This window comes from Nitrosomonas sp., assembly GCF_019752415.1.
In the GTDB taxonomy this organism is placed as follows: Bacteria; Pseudomonadota; Gammaproteobacteria; order Burkholderiales; family Nitrosomonadaceae; genus Nitrosomonas.
The window spans coordinates 1-26,222 of record NZ_JAIEME010000027.1; the positions used below are offsets into that span (position 1 = coordinate 1).

Genomic DNA, 26,222 nt, shown 5'->3' on the forward strand with positions numbered 1-26,222 from the left:
TGCGCAAATTATCGCAATATCACATAGTCATTCGGCTTGATCTCTACTGCGCGATGAATTATTCAGCGTTTCCTTAACACCCTCTATTTCGATAAGCCATTTCGCCATCGCCACCGTATCGTTCCAAGTTACGTTCAAAACAGGGTGATCGTCTCCCTGGGTAAAACCCAGATACGCCAGGAGTATTTCAGATCACGCCCCTCATAGGCATCGCCGCTAACGGACTTTACCGCATCATAATCCGTGTTGTATCCGTAAGCTCCCGTCCCATCTGCCACTGGCTCTGGAATATAGCCTGAAGCTTCTAAAAATTTGCGGAACTGGCCGACACTGACTTCAAACTGGCCAAGGTAGAGAGGTTGTGTGATGCGCACGCGATGCACTGGCGCTTCGTCACCCAGCTCCTCAGCTCGGTGGCGCTCGTACTGCGGGTAGGCTTTTGACAACACATCCGGCGACTCATCGCCCCCATCACGAACTCACCGGCAAGCACCAACACGAACTTCATACCCAGCGTGTTCTCGATTGCAGCAGGCGCCGCAACTTGATCGGCTGCGAAGACTGACGCAGATAGCAATACAAAAACAATAAAGCCCAGTGTTGCAGCCAACCGATGTCGCATAAACCGTCTCCGCGCATATAAAGTTAGTATCAGCTTCCCAGGGCACCATGATGACATGGATTACAGAAACACCGGTGCATGGGCTTAATATTTCGCAGTGCTGCTTGTAAGCATTCCGCCGGAGTAAAGTATAAAACCAGAGATGCCGCTAATTAGATTCACTTGCCGCATAGTTTTGGTTAGTGATTTTTACTGAGTGATTGCCTTGAAAAAAAATTATATTTTGATTGATTACGAGAATGTACAAACGAAGTCGCTTGCTTTGCTGAAAGGTGAGCAATTTCGAGTGCATATCTTCTTAGGTCCAAACAATACGAAACTTCCGGTTGAACTTGTTCTGACGATGCATGAACTGGGAGAACGAGCAGATTATGTCATACTTGAAACGCCTGGAGTCAATGCGCTTGATTTCCATATTGCTTACTATCTTGGCATTCTGGCGGCAAACGATCCTTCAGGTTTTTTTCACATTGTTTCTAAAGATACTGGCTTTGATCCTCTAATCAAGCATATGAAGGCGAATAAGATTTTTGTCGTACGATCAATTTCAATAGAAGAAATGCCTTGTCTTACTCCACCGGCAACAAAAGGCAAGGCAATTGTGATTAATCAGAAAAGTTCTTCCACCAGAACATCGATCGATGAATTAATTGAAATTACTGTGGAAGATCTCCTTAAACGCAACACATCGAAACCGCGCACTCCAAAAACATTGATGAGTACCATTTATGCCAAATTCGGAAAAAATACTTTAGCTGTTGATATTGAAGCTATATATATGGGTTTAATGTCGCGTGGCTATATTAAAGTCAATGGTACTACAGTATCATATGATCTGCCTGCTACTACTTAATCCATACCGTTTTGATATTCATGAATTCACGGATACCGTGATACGACAGCTCCCGTCCATACCCGGAATCTTTAATGCCGCCGAACGGCAAGCGTGGATCGCTTTTGACGATACCATTGACAAAGACACAACCCGCGTGAATTTGCCGCGCCAGCGCTTCACCCCGCGCCGCGTTCGATGTCCACACACTGCCGCCCAAACCGAAATCCGTCTGATTGGCCAATTTGATTGCCTCTTCGGCATTTCTTACCCGCACTATCGCAGCCACCGGGCCGAACAATTCTTCATCAAACGCTGGCATGCCCGGTTGCACATGATCTAAAATTGCCGGTGCGTAATACGCGCCTTGTGTGCCGATAAAAGTACCGCCGGTCACGAGCTTTGCGCCCGCTGCCAGACTCCTTTCGACCTGGTCGTGCAGCGCAGTGCGCAAATCGGCGCGCGCCATCGGCGCAATGCTGGTGGCATCGTTTTTCGGGTCGCCGCTCTGTAATTGATTAACCAGCGTTGTAAATTGCTCGACAAATGAATCGGCGATAGTATCCACAAGAATGAAACGTTTGGCGGCAATACAGCTCTGCCCCATATTCTGAAAACGCGCCACGAGCGCTTGCTGTGCGGTGAATGCGATGTCGGCATCGTCGAGTACGATAAAGGGGTCCGATCCGCCGAGTTCGAGTACGCATTTTTTTAGATGTTGACCGGCGGCGGCCGCGACTTTTCGTCCCGCCGCACTGCTGCCGGTCAAGGTGACCGCCGCAATACGCTTATCGGCGACCACTGCTTCCGCTTGTTCGGCGCTGATCATCAGGGTGCGGAATGTATAAGCGGGAAATCCGGCTTGCCGGAATGCCTCTTCCAGTGCAAGCGCGCAACGGGGAACATTCGATGCATGCTTTAATACCACCGCATTGCCCGCCATCATCGCCGGTGCTGCCGCACGGATTAATTGCCAGAAAGGAAAATTCCACGGCATGATGCACAATACGGTGCCCAAAGGTTGATAAATAACCATGCTGCGGCTGGCGTCGGAAGTGATCACTTCATCGTTTAAATACGATTGCGCATGATCGGCATAGTACTGACAACCCATCGCGCATTTTTCTATCTCCGCCCTGGCCTCTTTGAGTAATTTTCCCATCTCTTCCGTGATCAGATTGGCATACTCCTCGCTGCGCTGCCGGAATATTTTCGCAAGATTCCGCATGCAGGTCGCTCGCTGTGCAAAACTGAGCGCCGCCCAATCGGTCTGCGCGGACACCACCTGACTCAATACTGCGTCGATTTCACCGCTTTGCCAAGTTGGAAAAGATTGAATGGTTTGGCCTGTGGCCGGGTTGATCGATAACATTGGCATAGAGAAAATCCTTAAGTTAATAATTTATACAGGAAGTGTGTAGGATGTGCCGACGCAATAAGGAGGCGCATATTTCGAGAGCGCGATGCGCTTCACTTTGCTCAGCACATCCTACGGCCCTTCGATTGAAGCTTCGTTCAATCATCCGGAAACTGCTCCCGCTGCAACAGAAACACAAATTCGTCTCCGGCACTGGTTTCCAGCCAAGTAAACGGCACTCTTGGATAGGCCTGTTCCAGTTCCGCACGGTTATGGCCGATTTCGACCACTAATATGCCGTCATCGGTTAAGTACCGAGCAGCGTGTTGCAAAATTTGGCGCGTTGCATCCAGCCCATCCAATCCGCTTGCCAGTGCATTTTCTGGCTCATGCCGGTACTCCTGGGGTAATTCCATCATAGATTCGGCATTCACATACGGTGGATTGCTGATAATCAGGTCGTAGCGCTTTCCGTGTAACGCTGAAAACAGATCGGATTCGATCAGATCAATTCTTTGTTCCAGTCCGTAATCCTGTACATTCTTATGCGCCACTGCCAACGCCTGAGTGGAAATATCGACAGCATCGATCTGTGCATTCTCAAAAGCGTGCGCCATCAGAATCGCGAGACAACCTGATCCGGTACACAAATCCAGTGCGGAAATAATAGTATCGGGTTCGGTGATCCAAGGCGAAAGTTGCGTTTGCAGCAATTCGGCAATGAAAGATCGCGGTATAATTACGCGTTCGTCGACATAAAAATTAAAATCTCCCAACCAGGCCTCATGTGTCAGATAGGCGACGGGAATTCTATCTGTGACACGGCGATCGATCATTTCCAACACTTGACTGCATTCAGTATCCGTCACGCGAGCATCCAGGAAGGGCTCCAGTTGATCCAGTGGCAAATAGAGGGTTTTCAGAATAAGATAAGCCGCTTCGTCATACGCATTGGCGGAGCCATGGCCAAAATGCAGACCGGCTTTATTAAACTGGCTGATCGCAAAACGTAAAAGATCACGGATAGTATGAAGTTGCGATTGAGCTTGAGCGATCATGTGTAATAAAAGTTTTAGGAATCAAGCGTGTTAATACAGAATAAGCCGGGAAACAGCTCGCCATGAAGATTCGGAATTTACAATGGGTAGCAATGTAGCATAAAAACCATGACGAGAAAGCATCGCGCTGAATTGCCAAACACTATTTGAAACCAAAATGACGTTGAAAACCGATACCGATAGTCATTTCATGCAGGTTGCTTTGGAACTCGCTCAACAGGCGCAAGCTATTGGCGAGGTGCCGGTTGGCGCTGTGGTAGTGCAAAATGGAGTGATCGTGGGGCGTGGCCATAATCAACCCATTACTTCCGACGATCCTACCGCACACGCCGAAATCATGGCGATGCGCGATGCGGGCAGCAATCTGATCAATTATCGTTTGCAGGACTGCACGCTTTATGTCACATTGGAGCCCTGTGTGATGTGTGTTGGTGCGATTTTTCATGCCCGCATCCAACGCCTGGTTTACGCGGCTGCGGATCCGAAAACCGGCGCATGCGGCAGTGTGATTGATCTACCAGCAGAGACGCGGCTGAATCATCATCTGCAAGTTGCGGCAGGCATCCTGGCACCCGAAGCCAGTGCATTATTGAAACAATTTTTCGCACAAAGACGCAAAACAGCCGTGCGGAGCAATCATGAAAATTAATATCACTATTGCAACCCAACAACTTGAACTGCTGGATGAACGCGGACAACTCATCCGGCAATATCAGATTTCCTCTGCAAAAAATGGTACTGCCCAGGAAAATGGCAGTTTCTGCACGCCATTAGGAAAACATATCATTCGCGCCAAGATCGGTGCCGGTCAGCCGATCAATACGGTTTTTATCAAGCGGCGGCCTACAGGCGAATTCTATTCACCGGAGCTCGCAGCGCAATTCCCCAAAAGAGATTGGATTCTGACTCGCATTTTATGGCTCTCCGGCTGTGAGCCGGGTTTTAATCGCCTGGGTACGGTCGACACCATGCGACGTTATATTTACATCCATGGGACACCGGATAGCGTGGAAATGGGCAAACCCGGTTCAATTGGGTGCATCCGGATGCGTAACAGTGATTTATTGGAATTATTTGACCGGATCAGTGTTGGCGTTCCAGTTGAAATTGTTGCATAGTACTGTAGAGGATTACAGTCGACGGGTTTGCGCTATCCAGATAAATTCAAGTCAATTCGCTGATAACTGGAGGATAAAATGAAGCCGAAATTAGTCAGTAAGAGGTTTAGACTCACCTGTTGGATATTGTTTCTCGCCAGTTTACTGACTTTATCCGCTCAAGCCACGGCCGAGGAATGGATTTATACGATACGTCCTGGCGACAATCTCTGGAACGTTAGTGAGCGGCATCTCACTAGCATGCAATATGTAAACAGACTGCAACAGCTCAACCGGGTTCCAAATACTTATACCATCCCGCCTGGCACAAAAATCAGAATTCCTGTCGCGTGGTCAAAACAACATACCGAAGGTGTTTACGCGCGCGTGGTAAATATCCATGGCACTGCAATGTTAACGCGTGTGAGTACGGAAGAAAAAATACCAGTAGAGTTAGGCATGCCGCTTTATGCCGGAGATGAAATCAAAAGTGAAAATGACACTTTCGTTACCATTGAATTTTCGGACAAGTCACGCATGCGCCTTCAGGATAACAGCCATATCCGCATCAACGAGATGAAAGTGTTTGGCGATTATGGATTAGTGGATACCTTTATTGAACTGCAACAAGGCCGAACTGAAAGTTCTGTGCCGCCTAAATCAGAAATCGGCACCCGTTTTAGAATTAAAACCCCTTCTGCGGTCAGTTCGGTTCGCGGCACTGATTTCCGCGTGGGTACTTTAATCAACGGCACAGATACCAGCAGTGAAGTGCTGACTGGGCTGGTACAAGTCAGTGGCGGCCAGAAAGTGATTAACGTTTCCGCTGGATTTGGAACAGTGACCGCGCTCAGCGCGCCGCCTTCTCCACCGGTAAAATTATTACCACCGCCCGATTTGACACAAACATCCGCTATTTATGAACGCTTGCCGTTAATAATCACATTACCCGCTTTAGCAGGCGCCAGTACCTACCGCGCGCAAATCGCCAAAGATCAGAGTTTTAACCAAATGTGGACTGAATTTACTACAGCCAAATTGCCTTTCCGCGACGGTGATATTCCGGATGGCGATTATTGGCTGCGGGTTCGCGGCATTGATGCTACGGGTATTGAGGGGCGTGATGCCATTATGTCATTTACGTTGAACGCACGGCCTGAACCGCCTTTTGTCATTATGCCCTTACCCGACGGCGTGATTGATCCGATTGCGCGAGAATTCCAATGGGCAGCTCAATCGGAAGCGGCACATTATATTGTTATAGTCAGCCAGGATCCCGCATTCTCAAAGACGATCGTGCATGACACCAAAGTAACGGACAATAAGTTCCGTTTGATCGATCCCTTATCGCCAGGACATTATTTCTGGCGCATTGCATCGGTTTCCGCAACCGAAGGGGCCGGACCGTTTACAGATGCCATGCCGTTCCGGATGCCATTCCCCGGGCCAGCGATGGAAGAAACAAAATTCGACAAATCGCAAATGACGTTTGCGTGGCGGGCTGGCGGTGATGGGCAGCGCTTTCATTTTCAACTGGCACAAGACAAGGAATTCAAAAAAATTTTACACGACGAGAATACGGCCGCAACGCAACTTACCGTTAATCGCCCCGATGGTGGAAAATATTTCCTGCGCACCAAAACAATCGAATCGGATGGTTTCGAAGGACCATGGGGGCCGCCGCAAGCAATTGATATCCCTTATGCTAATCCTTACTGGAATTTATTACCTTTTATGCCATTAATTGACCTTCTTCTATGACCGGATGGCATACATATTTCCCTCACGCCACTTTCATTTTACGCACGATCCTGCTGCTGGCCGGGACGGGATTGCTGTCGTTTTTCTCAGTTCTGGAGCGCATTGATGCTGTTTTTTATGACAAAATTTCCACCATTCAGCAATCCCTGCCCGACAACAACATCGTTATCGTAGCAATTGATGAAGAAAGTCTGCAAACATTGGGACGCTGGCCTTGGTCAAGAAGTTTACATGCGGAACTAATCAATCGGCTGCATAAGACTGGCAGTAATGTCATTGGGCTTGATATTCTGTTTTCAGAACCGCAAAATGATCCATTTGCCGATGAGTTGCTAGCTGCTGCCATTGCCGCACACGGCGCTGTTATCTTACCGGTGGCACCCGTCGCGGATGGTAACGTTGAGCGCATCAATCTTGTTGAACCACTCTCCTTCTTCCGTGAAAATGCGCGGCTCGGTCATGTTGATATCGAACTAGATAGTGATGGCATAGCCCGGCGGGTTTTTCTAAAAGCCGGAGTTGAAGAACCCCGGTGGCCTGCATTCGGACTTGCATTGGCAACACAATCAAACAAATACATGGCGGATTGGACCGATGATCTAAGCGAAACGCCTGTAAATACCCGCGGCCGTTGGGTGCGATCGCACGAATCACTAATTCCCTACGCCGGACAACCGGGTAGTTTTCAGCAATTGTCATATACGCAGGTTTTGTTTGACGATCAAGTGCTTTCCAGCTTGAAAAATAAAATTATTATTGTCGGAATGACGGCAACCGGCATGGGAATGCGCTTCGCTACACCCGTTTCTCCGCTCAACCGGCAGCCGATGAGCGGTGTTGAATGGCATGCCAACGTCCTCAATATGTTATTGCATGATCGCGCCATCCACCCTGTAGCCGATCATTCAATCGGCTTGATTTCGATAATTTGGGTACTGACTGCACTACTCGCTGTAAGCATTCTGCAGCGCAACATCACGATACCTTTTCTGCTAATTTTGTTGGGCTGCGGTTTATTTTTTGTTTGGGTAGCCCTACGTCTGGCGCATATCTGGCTTCCCCCGAGCGCCGCCCTACTTGGAACGATAGCTATTTATCCATTACTAAATTGGCGGCGCATCAACGAATTCATGCAGTCGTTATTTGTTGCTAAGGCGGGTTCCAACGCAGCTCTTGAATCGGTAGGAGACGGCGTCATTACAACCGATGCCCGCGATCATGTTATTTATATGAACAGAGGAGCGGAAAGGATTTTCGGTGTGACTCTCAACCAGGTGCAAGGCACCCTACTCCCCACAATACTCGATCTCAGCAAGATCCGGGATGGCACCTATCATGAATCAGAAGGTTCAGATTTGCCTGTGCTTGCATTCAACGTCAATACAATCCAATGCTATTTGAAGACTGCCGGTGGTGAGAAGCGCGCCGTGCGCATTACCCGGCATACATTGCGTGATGAACAAGAAGTGTTAATGGGGTTTGTTATCGCAATTGCAGATATCACCGATACCGTTGAATTGACTAAACAAGTTGCCTATCAGGCAAGTTACGACACTTTAACCAAACTTCCCAACAGGGCATTGCTGCTGACACGCTTTGAAGAATTGATATCAACAGTACAGAAACACGGTAAAACTATTACCGCTTTTTTTGTCACATTAGATAATTTTAAAAAAATAAATGATGCATTAGGTCACCGCGCGGGCGATGAGTTGTTGAAAATGGTCTCAAAGCGACTCACTAATACAGCACATCAGAGTAGTATTGTTGCGCGCTGGGGCGGTGATGAATTTGTTTTGCTATTTGATCATTTGCACAAAGACGATACCACTCCGCAAATGGCACAAAAAATCCTTGAGTCGATCAGACAGAAGTTTCGCTTACACAATCAGGAAGTTTTTGTAACCGTTAGTATAGGAATCGGTTTTTTTCCGGAAGATGGGGAAAACTCTGAGGCTGTATTAGAACGTGCAAGTACAGTAATGCATCGGGTAAAAAATGAGGGTGGTAATAGTTTCGGATTTTATTCGGCAGAATCCTCTGTCGCTTGGACGCGCGACCGGCTTGAATTTGAGAAAGAATTGCGCACCGCTTTGAACGAAGGTCATTTGCAGGTTTTATACCAACCTATCGTCGATGTCCATCAACGGCAGATCGTGCGCATGGAAGCTCTGGTGCGCTGGCCGCATCCCACGCGCGGATACCTGTCACCGGGTGATTTTCTACCCTTAGCAGAAAGTGTTGGATTGATGGAACAACTGGGAGAAGAAGTATTGCGATCAGCATGTACCGCCGCTGAGAAGCTTTTACAAGCTGGCAAACCGGTCAATGTATCGGTTAACGTTAACCCTCGTCAGCTTTTATATGGAAATTTTATGCAAACACTTTCGCAAGTATTAAGCGAAACAAAACTACCAGCCACTTCACTTATCCTTGAAATTACCGAAAGCGCTGTCGTGAGCGACATTGGGCGGGCATCTGGTATTTTGATACAAATAAAAGCACTCGGTGCTCTAATCGCACTGGATGATTTTGGGACTGGTTATTCCTCACTTACATTACTCCGTGAATTACCGATCGATATCTTAAAGATTGACAAATCCTTTATCCGCGCATTGGATCAAAACCTCAATGATCTGACTATTACTCAGGCAATTATTGGTTTGGGTATGAATTTGAATCTGGCTATCATCGCGGAAGGTGTCGAATCTGAGCAGCAAGTCAGGATATTGCTAAATCATCATTGTCATTTGCAGCAAGGATATTATTTCAGCCGCCCTGTGCCTTATGAATCATTGTTACAGTTGATGAGTGAAACGGATTTATCGAGCCCGATGTCAATCGAACGATTATGTAGCTCAGTAAGCGTAAATTAAACTGTGATCAAGGGTGATAAGGCGTTGGCAGAATACTATGTGATTACATCCCAATCAAATCTCGCGGTAGAGTCAGAAATTACAGAAATCTCCTGCCGATGTTTTCGATAGCAATCCTGAAGCAAAGGCTGCTGAGCCGGATTTCAAGATATTCCACGCCAAGATTGGGCAGCTCACGCTGAAAAATGACTTTTTGAGATGACGCGCGCTCCAAAGTGGAATTGCTGAACACAAAGCACTGATAGACCGAACTCATGAACTGCCACTGGCACAAGCAATACAACTGATACTGCAGATAGCGCTCTCGATAGCCTATTAACAAGCCCACTCTCCCATAACCAACTGACAGAGAGAGGTGTATTCTTTGTTACACCCCTCAAAACTAATGTCCAATGCAAGGTAATCTGGCTTGCGAAAGTAGTTCCGGTTTCTTGCAGCCATTTACAATCTGGTGCGGATAAGGTAAAGAAATGGGGTTTTACAGCAAATTCTTACTGAGATTACAACAGAAATAAACATTCCAGATAAAGCACAGCTCTGAAAAATAACAAAAATATGGTCAACCACTAAAAGTGAGGATTCAGACTGAAAGTTCCTTTCTTCTGCGGACTGTTAGCGGATCCCTTGTGAAAATATACAGAAGATATTGAAACTCGTTCTAGCTATCAATTTAATTTCCTCCACACTTTGACTTAGTATCAGTAGGATTCTCAGTTTCAGATCTACTCCACAAACAATTATCATCGCTCTCACGAGAAATATTTTCTAAAACCATCAGGTGTTGTACGTATTCTTCAGCCGTTGCTTCAATGATTCTTATACTGGCGTTATCCAATTTACTCAAAGCTAGCTGAATCGGTTCAACATATTCCAACTCGATAAGTAAACTTTCTTGCCCGCGCGTCATAGTCAGGTAAACTTCAGCTAATAATTCTGCATCCAGTAATGCACCATGTAACGTGCGCTTTGAATTGTCTATACCGTAGCGTTCACACAGTGCATCCAGGTTATTCCGTTTACCAGGATGAAACTCTTTCGCTAATTTCAATGTATCTGTTATCGAAAAACAATAATTGCTCAACGTTTTTAGATTGATTAAGCCTAATTCATGATTAAGAAATCCAACGTCGAATGGTGCATTATGGATAATGAGTTCGGCATCACAAATGAAATTTAATAATTCATTGGAAATTTCATGGAATCTCGGTTTATCTTTTAGAAATTCAGTTGTTAAACCATGTATTTTCAAAGCTCCTTCATCACTTTCCCGTTCGGGATTAAGGTAATAGTGAAAATGATTACCAGTAAATTGCCTGTTACATAGCTCAACTGCCGCTATTTCTACAATACGATGTCCAAGTTTATGTTCCAACTCCGTTGTTTCGGTATCCAACACAATTTGACGCATAGTAAAATCCCTAATTAACTAGTGAGTAATTCTTCGGAAGCAATCATTTCAACCCCACGGTTAGCCAGTTGATCGGCTCGATCATTGTCAACATGGCCCGAGTGACCGCGCACCCAACACCATTCAATCTCATGTTGCTGCGCTAAGGAATCAAGCAATCTCCAAAGATCTTCATTTTTAACAGGTTTTCTATTGGATGTTCGCCAATTACGTGATTTCCACGAGTCTAGCCATTGACTAATACCTTTCTGGACATATTGCGAATCTGTATGTAAATGTACTTTACAAGGACGCTTTAAAGATTCTAAAGCACGTATTGCAGCAAGCAATTCCATACGATTATTGGTAGTTAATTTCTCTCCACCGAAAATTTCACGCTCATGGCCTGCATATCGCAACAAAGCTCCCCAGCCTCCAACGCCAGGATTTCCTTTGCACGCGCCATCCGTATAAATCTCAACAACTTTTGCATCTGCCATCATCATCTTATCGCTGATTTAAATCATCGATCTGATTCAGATTGTTTGGTGGCCGCTGATCGTTAGAGATTTCTTTAATTTTTTGGGTAGCCGGGACCATTCTTTTCTTGGCATCAAGACAATTTTTCCAGCCAGGTTTGATAATCCGCATACCGTGCATATGCTTAATCGCATGCAAGAAATACACCCCCCCTGAAATTGGCCACCAGCGATCTCCCGCTGCTTCCATAAAGCCAAATCTCCGGCGCCATCTTTCTTGTGTGAATGGAGGTGCATAACAGCTTAACCGACCTCCTGCCATCTCGAAATCGAGTAATTTCAACCAATCTTTAAGTCGTGATAACCCTATAAAATTCCCATTCCAGGGAAACTCATGACGTGTTGATTTTAAATAATGGCAGGCTCCCCATAAGCTTAAGGGATTAAAACCTGATATAACAATATGGCCCTCAGGAATTAATATTCGGTGCACTTCACGCAGAATTTGATGAGGATTGGTATTAAACTCAAGAATATGTGGCAGAATCACAAGATCCATGCTGTTACTTTGAATCGGAAGATAATCAGCAGCAGCACGCAAGGAAACCTGACTCTCAAGTCCCACAGAGAAATGCAAAGGCATTCTGTTCAGACGTAAAAAATTAAATTGGGGCCAACCTATCTGCACAGCATTATAGCCAAAAATATTTACAACTACTTGGTCAAAATAACGTTGCTCGTGCTCAATCAAATATTGACCAAGAGATGAATCAAACCATTCTTGAACATTTTGTTCAGATTTCATTATCTAATTATTCTCACCTGAATTTATAGCCTACTTTCTAAATCGCTTAGGCACATCAACTATATAGAATATAATACATGGAAATCACATGCTAAACGTTCATCCGATTTACGCTTTTAGCGATAATTATATCTGGGTAATTCACAATCACACTCATGCTGCCGTTATCGATCCCGGTGTCGCATCTCCTGTTATTGAGTATCTTCTTTCTAAAAAATTGCAATTAAGTGCAATCCTAATTACCCATCATCATCACGATCATACCGGGGGTAATACTGAGTTACTTCAATCATTCGATGTTCCCGTATACGGACCTCACAATGAATCAATTGCAACAGTATCACATCCCTTACGTGAGGGGGATCAAGTCAATCTAGAAGAAATGTCACTCAATCTTATGATAATAGACACTCCCGGACACACTCGCGGGCATATCGCCTATTATGGGTCAAATCCATTCAACATGGTATTTTGCGGCGATACACTTTTTGCTTGTGGTTGTGGACGAGTATTTGAAGGCACTACACAACAAATGTATCAATCGTTACAGAAACTCTCGCAACTACCTGGCGATACATTAATTTTCTGTAGCCATGAATACACTTTAGGAAATATTCAGTTTGCAAAAGTTGTCGATCCAAAGAATTCACAACTCATCGAGTTTGAAATTGCGGCGCGAGAATTACGTAATCGGAATGTCCCAACCATTCCTACAACGCTCACCCTAGAACGGAAAATTAATCCTTTTATACGTTGTGAGCAACAGGAGGTCATTAATAGCGCCCAAAATTATTCTGGGAAATTACTTCCAGACCCCGTAGCGGTTTTCTCCGCATTACGTGCGTGGAAGAATCACTTCTGAAAGAGGTTCCAAATCGACTTTAAGAAAATTCATTGATATGCGGCAGGAGATAGCAAAGAAAGTTTTCTGAATCAACTGCTACAAAGACTCTTTGCGAGTGCAAGAAGCAATTTGGCGTACTCAGATGGATAATTAATACACCAAATTGCCCGATTTCAGAAAGCTTACTACTGGCAAATTAAGCCATTAACCATCTATTTTTTACTTGGTTGAGCAGCACGTAACACTGGGTAGTACTGAGTAAAAACCATATCTTGTGCAGCATTTGCTTTGTGACAAGCTGCGCATGCATCATCAGCTTGGAGTATGCCTTGCTTGGCATCATAAGATTCAAAACCAAAAAATGCCCAATTTCCAGGTTTATCAGAAAAACGTTTGGAATCTTTCACCATCGCAGCAATCCCGTTAAATTCACCTGGGAAATACCCATTTCCACTGGCTGCTTCTTTTGAACCCACGCTAGTTAATTCTTTAACGATAACAGTCCCATCACGGAATTCACCTGTTTTTTTCCAATGATTCCAACTTGTTGGATCGATGTACACATTATGAAACTCAGGAAATGCAGGTTTTCCATCATTCATATCTTTTGGTGTAACCGGTGCGCCCACAAAAATCCACTCGCGGTAATCTTTCGGAGTAAGCAACAAATTGTCTTTAGTGAAATGGCCAAAATATGGTCTTTGCCGTGTGCATGATGTGCATCGGAAGCAATTACTGGGCTTGCCAGTGCAATGGATATCAATATTGATGCAATACCACCTAATAACGTCTTTTTAAACTGTAACATAATAAGCCCTTAAAATGGTTAAAGAAACACACAGAAAACAGCAATAGCATGCACTGTCTTCTTCTTTATAGTAGTCAGACATATTACCTTCGTCAAGAGGTAATCATCTCTTTGTGATAGCAGCAAATGTTGCAATTAAATTAGCCGTTTTTCTAGGCAGTAAATTGCCTTCATGATAAAGGGTTACCTTGAATATCAATTTTCTGGCAATGCAAGTCATACAATAATATGCATTTACTGTTGAGCTTCTGTTCTCGTTCTGAATGCAATCCTTATCGGCTATCGTGCCAAGCGGACGAATTGATAGTTGAAAAAGCAACCTCTTCACAGCAACAATTAATCAGTGAACGGACAAAACAGTATCCAGAAGCCTAGAAACCTATACCAACATAACCACCAGCTGCAGGCCATCAACATTAACACCGTCCTTTTTGCCGCCGGTCACATGATAGCGAGCATCAACACCTATATAAAAATCTTTCCATATTTTATAATCAACGCCAGTGCCAAACATGATTCCTGGGTTGAAAAAGGTTATCGATTCAGAAGGAGGGCTGATGACATGAACACCGAAGCCGACGGGTATAATCCAAGGTCTAAGCCTGGAACCTTCCATAAATTTGACTTTCGGCGCTGCGGATATGGTTAATTGACTGACAGTTACATCCCTAGGATCCAATACGCCACCAACCAGTTGCGTGGGTCCATTGGCGAGGGCATTGCCCTTCACGTGAGAACCGAATTCCTTGTACTCGATCATCAATTCAGCAAAAATATTGGTTTTTGGTACAAGACCCCATACATCTCTAGTCAGATTCCAATCAAAACCCGCGCCAAAATACCATGCATTCTTATCAGCCTGATCTTGAGCGCCGGCAGGAACAACGCTGCTTATAATGGACGTACCGTTGCGATGTTGTGCACTATGTGCAAAACCACCACGGAAGAACAGCATATGACCTTCAATGCTGTCTTTCTTGTCGGCTTCTGTTACTTTCTGCTCAATACTGTCAACTTTTTGTGTAACCTTGGAAGACTGGGATTTTAATTTCTCCAGTTCATTCTGAATCACTTGCAATCGACTCTCCAATTCTTTAACACGCTCCCCAGCTGTATCCTGCGCTAACGTATGGCGACATCATCCCATTCACACATAAAAGTGCACTTCCAGCAATCATCGTACTAACAAAATTTTTCATCAGACGCTCCTCGAGTTGTAAACATATTCCTACACATATGCGAAGTTATAAGTTCGGCAGTCTCTAGGGAACACTGAGGAAGAAAAGACTGATCTTTATGGGGTATTTCACAAAATCCATATCCTTTAATTCAATATAGAAAATAAAAAGATATGAACATAGAATCCTAAAAGCAATAACCAAAGAATAAGCAATTTTGATTTAACAAACTTTAGAATAAGAACAATAAAGCTGCAATGTTTGTGCAACTTACTGGCGACCCATTATTCTAAAATGAGCATTAAAAGAATCTGACCGCCAATTTGTAAATTAAGCAGGGGGAATAGTATGCCGAGTATTACGAACGATTACCGCATTGATGCTGTGCTCGCTGGCAGTGACATTCGCTGGGATGCCACAGAATCCGCCAAACCGGTAGTACTGACATACAGTTTCATGTCAGCACTACCGATTTATGCTGACCCAGTCCAGGATGGCAATCAATTTAGCGTCATGACCAATGAACAGAAGGTTGCGGTTCGAGAGATCTTAACTACGCTTTCCTCTCAGTTCAACATTAGTTTCGCAGAAATAAACGATTCTGCAGCATCCTACGGTCAACTCCGGTTTGGTAATAATGCGCAAACCACAACGGTCGGCTATGCTTACTACCCTGATAAATCAGTCGGTGATAATGCAGGAGATCTGTACATCAACAATTCGCCTCAAGCCTCGCAGACAACCCATGTCGCTCATGGCACCAATGCTTATTCGACACTAATTCATGAAATTGGGCATACCCTCGGACTTAAGCATCCGGGCAATTACAATGCAGCAATTTCAGGGGGAGATACCAACGAAGGCCCCTATCTCACGGATGTAGAAGACTCTGAGTTATATAGCATCATGTCTTACACACCACAAAATCAGGGGCTTGAACGGATCAATCTGGCACCTTACGATTACGCTGCTTTATCCTATTTATACAATGCAAAACTGCTTAATACAGGCGACAATTCATACGCGTTGACAGAAGAAAGCGGCCAAATTGTTCAAACAATCTATGATGATGGGGGTAACGATACACTTGATGCCTCTAGGATAAATACGCCAGTAATCCTTAATCTCAATGTTGCCGCACCTGGCAAACTCAGCTCCGTTGGTCTCACGCCAGATGGACAAGCCGCAGAAAATAACTTGTCGCTCGGATTGAATACGTTAATTGAACATGCGATTGGCGGTACTGGCAACGATAAATTAATAGGAAACAGTTCCAGCAACACGCTAATCGGTAACAATGGCGATGACACCTTAGTCGGACAACTGGGCACAGATACGATGACTGGTGGCGAAGGTTCGGATATTTTTGGTATATCCAATGTGGGTAATTACTTTTTCCAAGATTTCATTCCAGGTGTGGATAAAATCGGATTCGATAATCAGCTAGGCATTCAGAATTTTACGCAACTATTGCCCTATATTACCGGTATCAATACCCAAGGCGAAGATGTGGTGGTACATTTTGTAGGCGATGTAGCAGGCATTACATTTGTCGGCATATTACAGCAATCCACCGCATTATCAGTGGCCGATGTGATTTTCCAGGCTTTGTAGTTTGTACTGACTCAGTTCTGAGCCAGTACAAATGGTTAATCCAGACTACCCGTTTAGATTCCTTCTCTATTGCCCAATCGGATCGACACGGAAAGTCTCTCCACAATTGGAGTTGCTCTGTGCCGGTGCATTGATAATCAGTCTCTCAAGATCAGCGCCCGGGGTGAGATCAGCAATCAAACTCAATTGAATTTCCACCAACATCCCCTGATCGCAGCTAAGCTTAATCCGCTCCCGCGCGGAGGATCCCAGTACCGCAGCGATCCGGTTGAGAAAATCTTCGGTACGCACTTGCTGGCCTATCCTGCGATTCATGAAATAAGCCATGCCGGAATCATTAAACTGACGGGCCAAATCCACTGACAAATCAAAGAATTCTTCCTTCGAATTAGCGGCTTGACATGTACCGTGTTTATGCCATTCATGGCGCTCAAGACAAGAGCCTGCGGTCACACTGGGCATGACTTCCGCTAATGCAGCTTGCGAAGTTGGATTTAATTTAATTTCCGGATACTCACAGAAATTTTGTTTCTGGGCTTTGACATCGTCGCAAAAGGCATAGTGTGTGCCACAACTTTTTTTGTTAGGCCACAAACCGTGCAAGGTAAAATGTTTGGCCTGATATACCTGAGGGTCGGTGATTTTACATTCAGGTTTTTGTGGTTTAATTTCACAGAAAGCGGGTTGCCACGATAGTGCGAGAACATGGCTATCCGCCTCGCCAGCAATACTACAATTACTGCTGTTTCCATTGTCTCCCATTCCCTGCCCACTGCTCAGCTGAGCATCACCACAGTCAGCGCTAATCCAGCGTTCCTTGGGTTTAGCAGTAGGCAGAATAACCCGGTACCAGCTAGCATGATCTGGTTTATTCGCCTCGATGATATCGTATTTTTTATTAGCCAGAATCTGCGTATTATCCGGATTGGTTAACTTATTCTTTGAAACATAGGCGGGACACGTTTGCTGTGCGGAGAAAACACCTATGGCTTTGGCCGATACCGAATGGGCATAACCAATTGCCAATATAACCAGAAAAACATGAAAAACAGTGCGCTTTCTTAGAAATATCATTTCCTTTTCTCCTCTGAAATTAGGCAAGGACACCTCTATAAATTCAAAGTCCTAAACAACACTACACACTAGCAAAAAATGGTTACGCAGCATATGTATGCGATGTAAAGAAACATTCTCTCGAGTAACCAAAAGTTGTGACGAGATCTGGATTTTTAGAGATGCCCGCAAGAATAAAATGCAATAACACGATGAGTGTAATCTCTCTCAGATTATCTGAGGAACACATCCTTGATTGATCTTGCACTACAATTTATCATTAATCAGGCCTACCTATAGATTAACTATGACATTTGACACACTGAAATCTTCTCTTTCTTAAGATCAAACCATAACGCGGAACCAGAAAAACCCGGGCTGATCATCGACTCTTTAGATTTACTTAAAAAGTACCGAACCGCTCGGGAGTGTAGTGAACTATGTCTTGTTCCAGTAGCTGCAGCTTTTCCCTCATCTGGCTTCCAACAAATAATTGAGGCTCTGAGGGTATCAGATTCTCAGATAGCTCACGTTGAGTGATTCTAGTGATGGCCCGATTAAAGCTCTCAATGAACTGATAGGGCTTATCTTCAATATTCTTAAAAAGCGCCTCACCAAAATAAGTGTATTCATTTTCATGGGAGCAGCCAAAAGAAGCTTTATCCGATGCTGCAGCGGTGAAAATCAAGCTAGATTCATTCTGGAGTGCTTTAATAAATCCCCCTGAGTAACACGCTGAAATCAGAATAATGCGCCAGCGTATGCCGGCATTGTCCAGATAAGTTTTAATATCTTCAGGACGGACGGCATTTAGTTCAAGCGGCCACATTTTTACTGACAGCTCATGATCCATCGATCCATGGCTGGTTAGATACAGAAAAACAACATCCTCATCGCGATTCATTTTACTGCCTAAATGTTTCAATGCGATTCTCAGATTTGTTGATGATGCCAGCGGCGTAGTATTGATCATTTTCAGGTTATTAATTAATGCAACAGACCGCCCTGACGCACCAAGTTGTTCACTCATTACGCGCTGCACATGCCCAATCTCCCGCATAAACACATCCTGAGTAGCATCAGAACCAAATCCTATAAAAAAAAGATCGGTCACGCCTTCGACACCAGGTTGAATGGGATCTAAGGCACTACTCAGGAGCACAGGCTGGTTATAATAAACTTGCTCCTGATTGACATCGTATAACGTAGTGTCAGAAAACGCCGCCATCTCGTGAGTATAATCATAATCCTCGTACCAGAAACTGAATGATAAATTTGCCAATGGATAAGATGCGCTGAACCAAAGTAACACAAATAAAACCGCTTTAAGCTTTTGTTGATCGAGCAATTGCAGCGCGATATAAGAACAGATGCCTAAACCCCATAGTATAAAAATAACGTAGCCAGTCGCAAATAATGTTTCGGGTAAATCAGGTAGGACAGCGAAAGAGACCAGATAACGGAAAGGCAGAATGCAGTAGGTTATGATCAGTAATTTTAGTAAGTCACTCTGTTTATCGGTCAATTTTGTCAGAACAAACCCCAACAGAAGCGTAATTAACAATTCAACACTGAGATATCCCAGGCCAAACAAGTCAAAAACGGGATTGGGTGTCAAAACATAAGAAGCAACAAATGCGGTAAGCCCATAGAAACCCAGAAGCAAAATGAACTGATCGTGAGAGACTGTCAACTGTTCAAGCACATTGCGGCGAAAACCAAGCAATCTAATTCCGCAATAAAGATTCAGAATAAAGATCCGGAGCTCTGTAACTAGCCAGGATCGCTTTGATTCTTTGGGTATGCTTGCGTACAAATCCATATTTATCTCCAGATTAAGATTGGCTGATACAGCATTGCATGAACGGCATAAATTTGAATGATTGAAGCGAATGTTTTAACTCTCGCAGTAATTCTTTTTGGTAGGGCTCTTACTGATACTTAATCAACTCTCCTCGCGGATGCGGGAGACGAAATAATTATTGCTCAACGAGTCATTTATGACGGTAAAGTCATGATTATCGCCTTACCAGCCATTGGATAATTTTATAGACTAGCGCCTATGAGTACTGTAGTGTTAAATTATATGATTTATCTGATCTATTGGAGGTTTTATGTTCCGCTTAACACTTCTATGGTTAATTAGTCTTTTTATTGCCTATCCGTTACCAGCAATTGCGGCAACAGTAACCGTCAATATACAAGACTTTGCATTTAATCCTAAAACTATTTCACTCAACGAAGGAGATTCAGTTACTTGGAACAATCAAGATGGTGCAGCACATAGTACAACCCAAGATGCTAACTTATGGAGCAGCGACCTAAATCCTGGTGGATCATTTAGTTTTATGTTTAATAAGGCTGGCACATATACTTATCATTGCCGATTCCATCCGTCAATGAAGGCTACCATCAGTGTTTCAAACTCAGGCGAGACCGACCCAACATCCTGTTTGTTTAAATGGGTTGAATCTAACTACGCTGCATTCTTTGCGCCGACGGGGAATTTAAGCTTATTGACTTTCCCGCCCTATACCTATCGTTATTATGCTGAAACAGATTCTTACCTTGCGGTATCCTCTGCGAATAATCATGTCTATTACATGTTTGGAACTGATGGCATCATACACGATGCGGGCCCCCTCTCCGATTGGCTTGGCATTGCGGGTTGCAACTAGAATCTAATGAAGCTCTGATTAAATCTCTCGACAGGATTCAAGACGAAAGGCAACTTATTGATCCTCTTCGTAGGATATTGAAATGATCGGCGTAAATAGAGTAAGTCCGTATTGAGTCACGAAGATCACGAAGCACCATCACGTTCAGGTGCCGGATATAGCAACCGGCACCAGCAACGCACCACCGTTCATCACTCGAATCCATAATCCATTAGGGAGAAAGCTTCAATTTAATGTTGCAGCGTTTCTTGTTCGGAATGCACTGTGACGGTAAGCCGTTCCTCTGCTGCGAGAATTTGATTCTTGCCGGTCTTCTTTGCCTTATACATTGCTTGATCGGCGCGCTTAAAAATACTTTCTTGCGATTCCTTTGGCTGATACTGCGCGACACCAGCGCTAAAAGTAATTAGCAAGCGTTTGTTTTCATACAAAAAGAATTTTCTGGTTAAATTGCGGAGTATCCTTGATGAAATTAAGAGTGCTTCTTCAAGCACCGTATTTGGCAGTAGTATTGCAAACTCTTCGCCACCATAGCGCGACACAATATCTTCTGGTCGTGTTGTTTCTTTGATAGCACCGACTAGAAAAACCAGTGCATCATCGCCTACTTTATGACCATGCGTGTCATTCAGTTGCTTGAAATTGTCAATATCTAACAACGCAAAACAAAATGGCTCGTGATTGCGCTCTGCACGCGATATTTCACGTTCAAATGCGTTATCCAATCCACGGCGATTAAATATGCCCGTGAGGTGATCTTCTTGTACTTTCTCCCCCATTTCCAATAACTGAATTTCAAGCTGACTGATTTGATCTTGTGCTTTGTTTACTTCTGCGCGAGTAACTATTATATCATCCCGATATTCTAAAACACTGCTCTGTACTTGTTGAGTTTCTTGCATAATTTCCACGAGCAATTGATTCAGTTCTTCCAGATCATTAGTTTGATTAACTTTTTCTGAAAAATATTCAAGCTTAACTTGATATGTTCCCGTCGCATCAGTGAGCTCTTCAATATTATGAATGAGGGAATTCACCATCTGCTTCACAGTAACCCTAGCTTTGCCTAAGCTTTGCTTTATGATTTCTTGCTTGTGAATGATTTCCTTTAGATACTGTTCCGCTTGTACCATGATTTGCAAATTCAGTGGCTTAGACATAGTCACTTTTAACCTAGAGATTTGCTCCTTAATCCACTGATCCTCAGATAACAATTCACCGGTACTGTCCATTAATAAATTCAGCAATTTGAGTAAACCCTGTTGCAACTTGATCCCACTCTCGCCGTGGGATTCGAATTTGCCACAGAACTTTTGAAAATGAGCAATAAATTGCTCCATTTCCTGTATATCCTGAATTTTCCGCACTTGTTGCGCCAATTCCTTCGCTTCATTGGCTAGCGTAGCATCATCAAGTAGGGCAACCGCGATATGTTCGAGCATTTGTGCTATCAGATCCAGCATTTGACCGGTAAAGTTACTGGTCAAATGCTTTTGTTCTGAAACAATACACTCTGGATGAGAATTTTGTGAATCGGATTTATTTTGTAATTTTATGGATGAAGGTTCTTCACCGTTCTCAATGATTTCCTGAGAATCTGATGTTAATGCACCCCATGCATCAATTAGTCTTCTTAGTTCATTGTGTAATTGATCTGAGTCTGTTGAAAACTTGATAAGCACCTGATGAAGATCTGTCCATTTTTTGTCGGAAATCAATATCAGGTTTTTAACTGCTAACAGCCCAAATAATTCCTCAATGGTCCCTCCCCAAGGAATAGCCGATTCTGATTTAGCATTAACCAGTAATGTCTGTTTACTAATAGTGACCGTCTCATTAGCCACAAGCTTAATCATTATCGATTTAAATTTTGCCCAATTCTTCTCATTCGCGGCCTGTTCCAGATTATTGGCAAAATTAAGCAATTGCGGCGTATGACGGGGCAGTTCCTTAGCCAAATCAATTAGCATCTTTGCAGTAATAGCTGATATTTGGTTAGGTGGATTACCCGCAATTTGATCGTACAGCTTATGGTAATTATCAGGCGTAGGGGAAACTTTCAGCAAAGCAAGTTGCTTTAACGTTTCACGTGCAATAAAAGAAGGATTAGAATTTTTATTCTCATTCATACAAATAACGAACTGAAATACCAGTAGAATTATATTAGCGGAGATGTGCCGTCATTCTTGAGTTTTTTCTCATAAATCTCTTTTATTTCGTTTCACCAGCTGTGGGCGAGAGTACAACAACAGTTTGATCCCAAGCTCGCTTTCAAATTGATGGCATCGGTACTGCGCTTTGCTTAAGACTATGATTGGGAGAACCAGTTGGCTGCTGAATTGTTGCAACAAAACCCATTACCTGAACTGCAACTTAAACCGATATGATTAAATAAATCAATTGGTTCCTAATAAGATAACAGATTGATCAAGTCTTTATCACCATAATTTCTGATAACCTGCTGTTTCTTAATCGGATGAATTTTGTTCGTGCCAGCACTACCGAGCGATATAACCCAAGCGATGGTTCATATCACGGCCGACACGTTCAAAGAAATCGAGTTCCGCTCCATGAAGATCAGTTTGCCAACGTTCGTCAAGGCGTATTCCTTTTTTAGGAAAATATCTTGTATTGTTACCGCCAACAAGATGCCTGGTAGATTGTGCCAAGTCAAGCATCAATGGCTCAAAGGAAATGTCGACAAAGTCACAAAGAGTACGACCAATTTTCTCCGGATCAGATGCAAGATCTTCATATCGTATTTTTAGCAGATTGCATGGATCAATATATTTTTCTAGCAAAGGCAGTGCACGACGATAGTATTTTAACCAGCCACTTACACTCTCAGATTGGCTGCGTCCGCTGGAGCGGCGTGAAAGATAAACCCCTCTTCCATCACGTGTTACCAGTAGCACCTTTATAACATCTGGCCAGCGCTGGTAAAGTTCGACCGCTTCACGAAAATCCTTGGATGAATCCACAATAACAGACTTGCCCCAGCAATGGGAAATAGCACGGTATAAATCCATTTTGTTATACAGCGCATTAGACAGAGTAGGTGGTATGGGCAAGCATTTACGCAGATTGGATGGCAAGTGATTCCTACCCTCCATCCAGATTTTGCGTAAGGTAACCGCCGCAAGGTGGGCACGCGTCTGTTGCTGATGATCGATCTTATTATGCGCAACAGCATCCCACAATCTGAAGGCATAAGGATCTTCAGTCATGTCTATTCCTCGCGAAGAGCGAATAACATTGAAAATTTTCCGCCACTGAGCACAAGCATATAACTTATCGCCGCAACTACATTCTTCATTTATACTAATAGCTTTACCGATATAGTTTATTTCTCCCAAGGAAGCAGCCTGGGAATGCCCACCCATGAACATATCTGTCAATGTAGAGCCGCAACGAGCAGCTGAGCAGATATACAACACACGAAAATTATCTTGTGCATTCTTTCTTTCCTGATCGAATCCCAGATTTGTCATTTTGGTTTTCCTACGTTTAATTATTTGAGAATGGATTAAGTCAATATACCAGTAGTGCTGATTTGAAATCATATGTTGCAAATTCAGGTTCGAGTAATCTCCAGAAGTGATCTATGAACTTTGTAAAAATACTGTTCGCACAACTGCCAGTATCATGGACGAGCTTCGCGAAAATTGTGGTACATCGTAGTGGCGATTCTCACTTGAGCAATCTGAGTTGTATCAAGCAATTCCGCACCATGGCTTTTGCACAGTTGGTCTGCCACGAGAGTCTGCTGGATATCGAAGCCTGCTTGCTAACCAACCAGATGAAGCTGCACAGCATGGCTTTTCTCTGTCCAGTCAAACGGTCGACATTGGTCGACGCTAACGAAGCGCACAACCGGCACATCTGGGAAAACTTGGCGACATTGCTGATCTGGCGTACATACAAACTGTATTACAAAGACAGCTTCGATGTCGATCCGACCAATACGATCAATGCACTTGATGCAACAACAATAGATTTTTGTCTGCTGCTGTTCACATGGAAACCGCTTCACATCAACAGAGCGGCAGCCAGACTGCATCCCTTGCCCTTTGAGGCAATGGCTCTCTATGTGATGGATCGGGGCTATCTGGATTTCAGTCATCTGTCATGCTGCATCAACCGGGTGCGTTCTTCGTAACTCGCACCAAACGAAGAATAAGCGCACATAGAGTGTACTCGATGAAAGTTGTTCGGAGTGCCGTCATCACCTGCGATCATCACATCGTGTTCGACGGTATCTACATCTTTCAGGACTATCCCAAGCAATTGAGACGCATCCGCTTCAAAGACCCGTAAGCCGGAAAAACGTAGGTGTTCCTGACCAACAATACCGTTTTGCTTGAACTGACGATCGTCGCACTGTACAAAAGCCGCTGGCAAGTCGAGTGGTTCTTCAAGTGGATCAAGCAATTGCGTATCAAACGTTTCATCGGCAAGGGCGAGACCGCGGTCAAAACGCAAGTCTGATACGCCGTCGCCACTTACATGCTGGTCGCCATTGTCAAAAAGGAGCTTCAAATTGATGCCTCGCCTACACTTTGCTACAGATTTTATCGGTCTCTATTTTTGAGGAAAACCAGTTGCAACAAGCCTTATAAGGCACCGCCTACATTCCATAACAATACGGCACCGCTAAAAAAATTTCTAGGATCTGTTGACATTTCACATAGATAGCTACAGATATCCATATGTCATGAGTACCATACTCCCCTAAATTTCTTTCAAATTTGTCGTATCGTGCCGATACTGCTTGAGCCAAGCAAAAGCATTTCCATCAAATTCCGGATCTACACAAACCCCAATCTATATCTGCTACAGAACGGCCATTGACCTCCCCACTGGGGATTTCAAACTCGACTAACAAACCATAACTATCAACCACCAGGTGAATCTTTGTGGTATTCCTGCACAGCTTTTCCCGAGCGCCTGTGGTTCCTTGCTCGCCGCACCTCCACTATGCTGGTACGCTTTAACGTAGCTGCCATCACCAGCTTCCAAATGCATTAGGCCAGCCTCGCCGCGGACAACCAACCCACATTCGTAAAGCATTCCTTATATTGTCATGCGCAGATTGCGTTTGTATGAATCGCTTCTTGAAGCAGAATCTTCTCTAGCATCGACCAGAACTTATTACTGAGCATCAATCGGAGCAACGCAAACTCGTTTTTTGTGGTATGGGAACCCCAATAATATGAATTTGTTTCTACCTATGAAAAACTTATCTCAAAACATCAACAGACCTAGCTAATAGTATAAATTGTCCACAATCATTCCTAAGGTGCAACGAAATTCCAGCGAAGCAAAGTCTCGCGCTGCAAAGAAAGCACAGATTTTAATTCAGATTCCGACCAGTTTCGGATCCATGCATCTTGTTTTGGCGCAATTTGTAAAGACGCTATGATCTCCCAGAACGTTTCATCCGATTTTGCTTTCACTTCCATAAAATCTAGAATGCGCTGCAATTGATCACAGGGGTCTTGCAACAACTGTTCATAGCGCACCTCCAATAACTGGTTGCTCGGAATTAGAGCAACTTCTTGTTCCAGTGACTGCATTTCCTCAACCCAATTTCTCGCTGCAAGTTCCAAGGGATTAAAACCCGCTGCAACCATCTGCTGTGGCGTCTTGCCCGCCCAGTATAAAATGTGATCGTTCCACCAAGCGACACGCAGTAAAGAATAAGCAACCGCACGACCATCCCTGACTAGATGGATATACTTTGCATCTGGAAATATTTGTTTGAGAATTGGTA

The 26,222-nt window shown here is 44.1% G+C and carries 21 protein-coding genes and 3 pseudogenes; 10 read left to right on the forward strand and 14 right to left on the reverse strand.

Annotation, left to right across the window (positions count from 1 at the left end; genetic code table 11):
- Positions 1 to 134: 134 nt before the first annotated feature.
- Positions 135 to 446: an SUMF1/EgtB/PvdO family nonheme iron enzyme gene (locus K2P83_RS05375; RefSeq protein WP_292927044.1), complete on the reverse strand. Its 312-nt coding sequence runs from the start codon at positions 444 to 446 to the stop codon at positions 135 to 137.
- Positions 447 to 827: 381 nt separating this feature from the next.
- Between K2P83_RS05375 and K2P83_RS05380 the strand changes: the two genes are divergently transcribed.
- Positions 828 to 1,475 (forward strand): PIN domain-containing protein, encoded by a 648-nt coding sequence (locus tag K2P83_RS05380; RefSeq protein ID WP_292927046.1) that lies wholly within the window; start codon positions 828 to 830, stop codon positions 1,473 to 1,475.
- On the opposite strand, the gene K2P83_RS05385 is transcribed toward K2P83_RS05380, so the two are convergent.
- The gene (locus K2P83_RS05385) at positions 1,468 to 2,832 is read right to left on the reverse strand and encodes an NAD-dependent succinate-semialdehyde dehydrogenase (protein ID WP_292927048.1); all 1,365 of its coding nucleotides are present in this window, start codon (positions 2,830 to 2,832) and stop codon (positions 1,468 to 1,470) included. The two genes, K2P83_RS05380 and K2P83_RS05385, sit on opposite strands and share 8 nt — an antisense overlap.
- Before the next feature lie 137 nt (positions 2,833 to 2,969).
- Positions 2,970 to 3,869 (reverse strand): 50S ribosomal protein L3 N(5)-glutamine methyltransferase, encoded by a 900-nt coding sequence (gene prmB, locus K2P83_RS05390; protein WP_292927050.1) that lies wholly within the window; start codon positions 3,867 to 3,869, stop codon positions 2,970 to 2,972.
- Positions 3,870 to 4,026: 157 nt separating this feature from the next.
- On the opposite strand from prmB, the gene tadA reads away from it, so the two are divergent.
- The 5 genes and pseudogenes from tadA to K2P83_RS05415 form a co-directional block, all read left to right on the forward strand.
- Complete coding sequence (gene tadA / locus K2P83_RS05395) at positions 4,027 to 4,518, forward strand: tRNA adenosine(34) deaminase TadA (RefSeq protein WP_292927052.1); 492 nt, start codon at positions 4,027 to 4,029, stop codon at positions 4,516 to 4,518.
- Positions 4,508 to 4,987 carry a L,D-transpeptidase gene (locus K2P83_RS05400; RefSeq protein WP_292927054.1) on the forward strand — a complete coding sequence of 160 codons (480 nt, stop codon included), beginning with the start codon at positions 4,508 to 4,510 and terminating at the stop codon, positions 4,985 to 4,987. Before tadA ends, K2P83_RS05400 begins: the two co-directional genes overlap by 11 nt.
- A gap of 78 nt (positions 4,988 to 5,065) precedes the next feature.
- Complete coding sequence (locus K2P83_RS05405) at positions 5,066 to 6,727, forward strand: FecR domain-containing protein (RefSeq protein ID WP_292927056.1); 1,662 nt, start codon at positions 5,066 to 5,068, stop codon at positions 6,725 to 6,727.
- Positions 6,724 to 9,603, forward strand: coding sequence for an EAL domain-containing protein (locus K2P83_RS05410; protein ID WP_292927058.1), 2,880 nt, complete (start codon positions 6,724 to 6,726; stop codon positions 9,601 to 9,603). The genes K2P83_RS05405 and K2P83_RS05410 overlap by 4 nt, the downstream gene beginning before the upstream one ends.
- Before the next feature lie 154 nt (positions 9,604 to 9,757).
- Positions 9,758 to 9,910 (forward strand): annotated as a pseudogene (locus K2P83_RS05415) (IS3 family transposase); the annotation flags it as partial.
- Between the two features lie 363 nt (positions 9,911 to 10,273).
- Here the strand turns inward: K2P83_RS05415 and dnaQ are convergent.
- The 3 genes from dnaQ to K2P83_RS05430 are packed head-to-tail and all read right to left on the reverse strand — an operon-like array spanning position 10,274 to position 12,274.
- Positions 10,274 to 11,011 (reverse strand): DNA polymerase III subunit epsilon, encoded by a 738-nt coding sequence (gene dnaQ / locus K2P83_RS05420; protein ID WP_292927060.1) that lies wholly within the window; start codon positions 11,009 to 11,011, stop codon positions 10,274 to 10,276.
- A gap of 14 nt (positions 11,012 to 11,025) precedes the next feature.
- On the reverse strand, positions 11,026 to 11,496 hold the full coding sequence (gene rnhA / locus K2P83_RS05425) for a ribonuclease HI (protein WP_292927062.1): 471 nt from the start codon (positions 11,494 to 11,496) through the stop codon (positions 11,026 to 11,028).
- 1 nt (position 11,497) lies between these two features.
- Positions 11,498 to 12,274 (reverse strand): methyltransferase domain-containing protein, encoded by a 777-nt coding sequence (locus tag K2P83_RS05430; protein WP_292927064.1) that lies wholly within the window; start codon positions 12,272 to 12,274, stop codon positions 11,498 to 11,500.
- Between the two features lie 88 nt (positions 12,275 to 12,362).
- Between K2P83_RS05430 and gloB the strand changes: the two genes are divergently transcribed.
- Entirely contained in the window at positions 12,363 to 13,136 is a 774-nt protein-coding gene (gloB, locus tag K2P83_RS05435) for a hydroxyacylglutathione hydrolase (RefSeq protein WP_292927066.1), read from the forward strand.
- Positions 13,137 to 13,330: 194 nt separating this feature from the next.
- Here the strand turns inward: gloB and K2P83_RS05440 are convergent, their stop codons facing one another.
- Together K2P83_RS05440 and K2P83_RS05445 are read right to left on the reverse strand one after the other, a co-directional pair.
- Entirely contained in the window at positions 13,331 to 13,747 is a 417-nt protein-coding gene (locus K2P83_RS05440; protein WP_292927068.1) for a cytochrome P460 family protein, read from the reverse strand.
- 558 nt (positions 13,748 to 14,305) lie between these two features.
- Positions 14,306 to 14,998, reverse strand: coding sequence for a porin family protein (locus K2P83_RS05445; protein WP_292927070.1), 693 nt, complete (start codon positions 14,996 to 14,998; stop codon positions 14,306 to 14,308).
- 454 nt (positions 14,999 to 15,452) lie between these two features.
- Here K2P83_RS05445 and K2P83_RS05450 point away from each other — a divergent pair, with 454 nt between their 5' ends.
- Positions 15,453 to 16,718: a M57 family metalloprotease gene (locus K2P83_RS05450; protein WP_292927072.1), complete on the forward strand. Its 1,266-nt coding sequence runs from the start codon at positions 15,453 to 15,455 to the stop codon at positions 16,716 to 16,718.
- Between the two features lie 66 nt (positions 16,719 to 16,784).
- On the opposite strand, the gene K2P83_RS05455 is transcribed toward K2P83_RS05450, so the two are convergent.
- Positions 16,785 to 17,792, reverse strand: coding sequence for a ribonuclease T (locus tag K2P83_RS05455; RefSeq protein WP_292927074.1), 1,008 nt, complete (start codon positions 17,790 to 17,792; stop codon positions 16,785 to 16,787).
- Between the two features lie 382 nt (positions 17,793 to 18,174).
- A complete protein-coding gene (locus tag K2P83_RS05460) occupies positions 18,175 to 19,593 on the reverse strand; it encodes a C13 family peptidase (protein WP_292927076.1) in 1,419 nt (472 codons plus the stop codon).
- Positions 19,594 to 19,885: 292 nt separating this feature from the next.
- On the opposite strand from K2P83_RS05460, the gene K2P83_RS05465 reads away from it, so the two are divergent.
- Entirely contained in the window at positions 19,886 to 20,449 is a 564-nt protein-coding gene (locus K2P83_RS05465; protein ID WP_292927078.1) for a cupredoxin domain-containing protein, read from the forward strand.
- Between the two features lie 230 nt (positions 20,450 to 20,679).
- On the opposite strand, the gene K2P83_RS05470 is transcribed toward K2P83_RS05465, so the two are convergent.
- Both K2P83_RS05470 and K2P83_RS05475 read right to left on the reverse strand, forming a co-directional pair.
- Entirely contained in the window at positions 20,680 to 22,578 is a 1,899-nt protein-coding gene (locus K2P83_RS05470) for a GGDEF domain-containing protein (RefSeq protein WP_292927080.1), read from the reverse strand.
- 369 nt (positions 22,579 to 22,947) lie between these two features.
- On the reverse strand, positions 22,948 to 23,940 hold the full coding sequence (locus K2P83_RS05475; RefSeq protein ID WP_292927082.1) for a sulfotransferase: 993 nt from the start codon (positions 23,938 to 23,940) through the stop codon (positions 22,948 to 22,950).
- A gap of 113 nt (positions 23,941 to 24,053) precedes the next feature.
- Between K2P83_RS05475 and K2P83_RS05480 the strand changes: the two are divergent.
- A pseudogene (locus tag K2P83_RS05480) lies at positions 24,054 to 25,065 on the forward strand (transposase); the annotation flags it as partial.
- Between the two features lie 230 nt (positions 25,066 to 25,295).
- Here K2P83_RS05480 and K2P83_RS05485 read toward each other — a convergent pair.
- Positions 25,296 to 25,623, reverse strand: a pseudogene (locus K2P83_RS05485) (IS5/IS1182 family transposase); the annotation flags it as partial.
- A 120-nt stretch (positions 25,624 to 25,743) separates the two neighbouring features.
- Positions 25,744 to 26,222: sulfotransferase (locus K2P83_RS05490; RefSeq protein ID WP_292927084.1), on the reverse strand; the 479-nt coding region annotated here is incomplete at its 5' end.

Bases quoted from the DNA above. Each gene is read 5' to 3' on its own strand.
- gloB (WP_292927066.1), top strand. From the start codon at position 12,363: ATGCTAAACGTTCATCCGATTTACGCTTTTAGCGATAATTATATCTGG.
- K2P83_RS05410 (WP_292927058.1), top strand. From the start codon at position 6,724: ATGACCGGATGGCATACATATTTCCCTCACGCCACTTTCATTTTACGC.
- K2P83_RS05405 (WP_292927056.1), top strand. From the start codon at position 5,066: ATGAAGCCGAAATTAGTCAGTAAGAGGTTTAGACTCACCTGTTGGATA.
- K2P83_RS05385 (WP_292927048.1), bottom strand. From the start codon at position 2,832: ATGCCAATGTTATCGATCAACCCGGCCACAGGCCAAACCATTCAATCT.
- K2P83_RS05475 (WP_292927082.1), bottom strand. From the start codon at position 23,940: ATGACAAATCTGGGATTCGATCAGGAAAGAAAGAATGCACAAGATAAT.
- prmB (WP_292927050.1), bottom strand. From the start codon at position 3,869: ATGATCGCTCAAGCTCAATCGCAACTTCATACTATCCGTGATCTTTTA.
- K2P83_RS05465 (WP_292927078.1), top strand. From the start codon at position 19,886: ATGTTCCGCTTAACACTTCTATGGTTAATTAGTCTTTTTATTGCCTAT.
- K2P83_RS05460 (WP_292927076.1), bottom strand. From the start codon at position 19,593: ATGGATTTGTACGCAAGCATACCCAAAGAATCAAAGCGATCCTGGCTA.
- dnaQ (WP_292927060.1), bottom strand. From the start codon at position 11,011: ATGCGTCAAATTGTGTTGGATACCGAAACAACGGAGTTGGAACATAAA.
- K2P83_RS05450 (WP_292927072.1), top strand. From the start codon at position 15,453: ATGCCGAGTATTACGAACGATTACCGCATTGATGCTGTGCTCGCTGGC.
- K2P83_RS05430 (WP_292927064.1), bottom strand. From the start codon at position 12,274: ATGAAATCTGAACAAAATGTTCAAGAATGGTTTGATTCATCTCTTGGT.
- tadA (WP_292927052.1), top strand. From the start codon at position 4,027: ATGACGTTGAAAACCGATACCGATAGTCATTTCATGCAGGTTGCTTTG.
- K2P83_RS05455 (WP_292927074.1), bottom strand. From the start codon at position 17,792: ATGATATTTCTAAGAAAGCGCACTGTTTTTCATGTTTTTCTGGTTATA.
- rnhA (WP_292927062.1), bottom strand. From the start codon at position 11,496: ATGATGATGGCAGATGCAAAAGTTGTTGAGATTTATACGGATGGCGCG.
- K2P83_RS05400 (WP_292927054.1), top strand. From the start codon at position 4,508: ATGAAAATTAATATCACTATTGCAACCCAACAACTTGAACTGCTGGAT.
- K2P83_RS05470 (WP_292927080.1), bottom strand. From the start codon at position 22,578: ATGAATGAGAATAAAAATTCTAATCCTTCTTTTATTGCACGTGAAACG.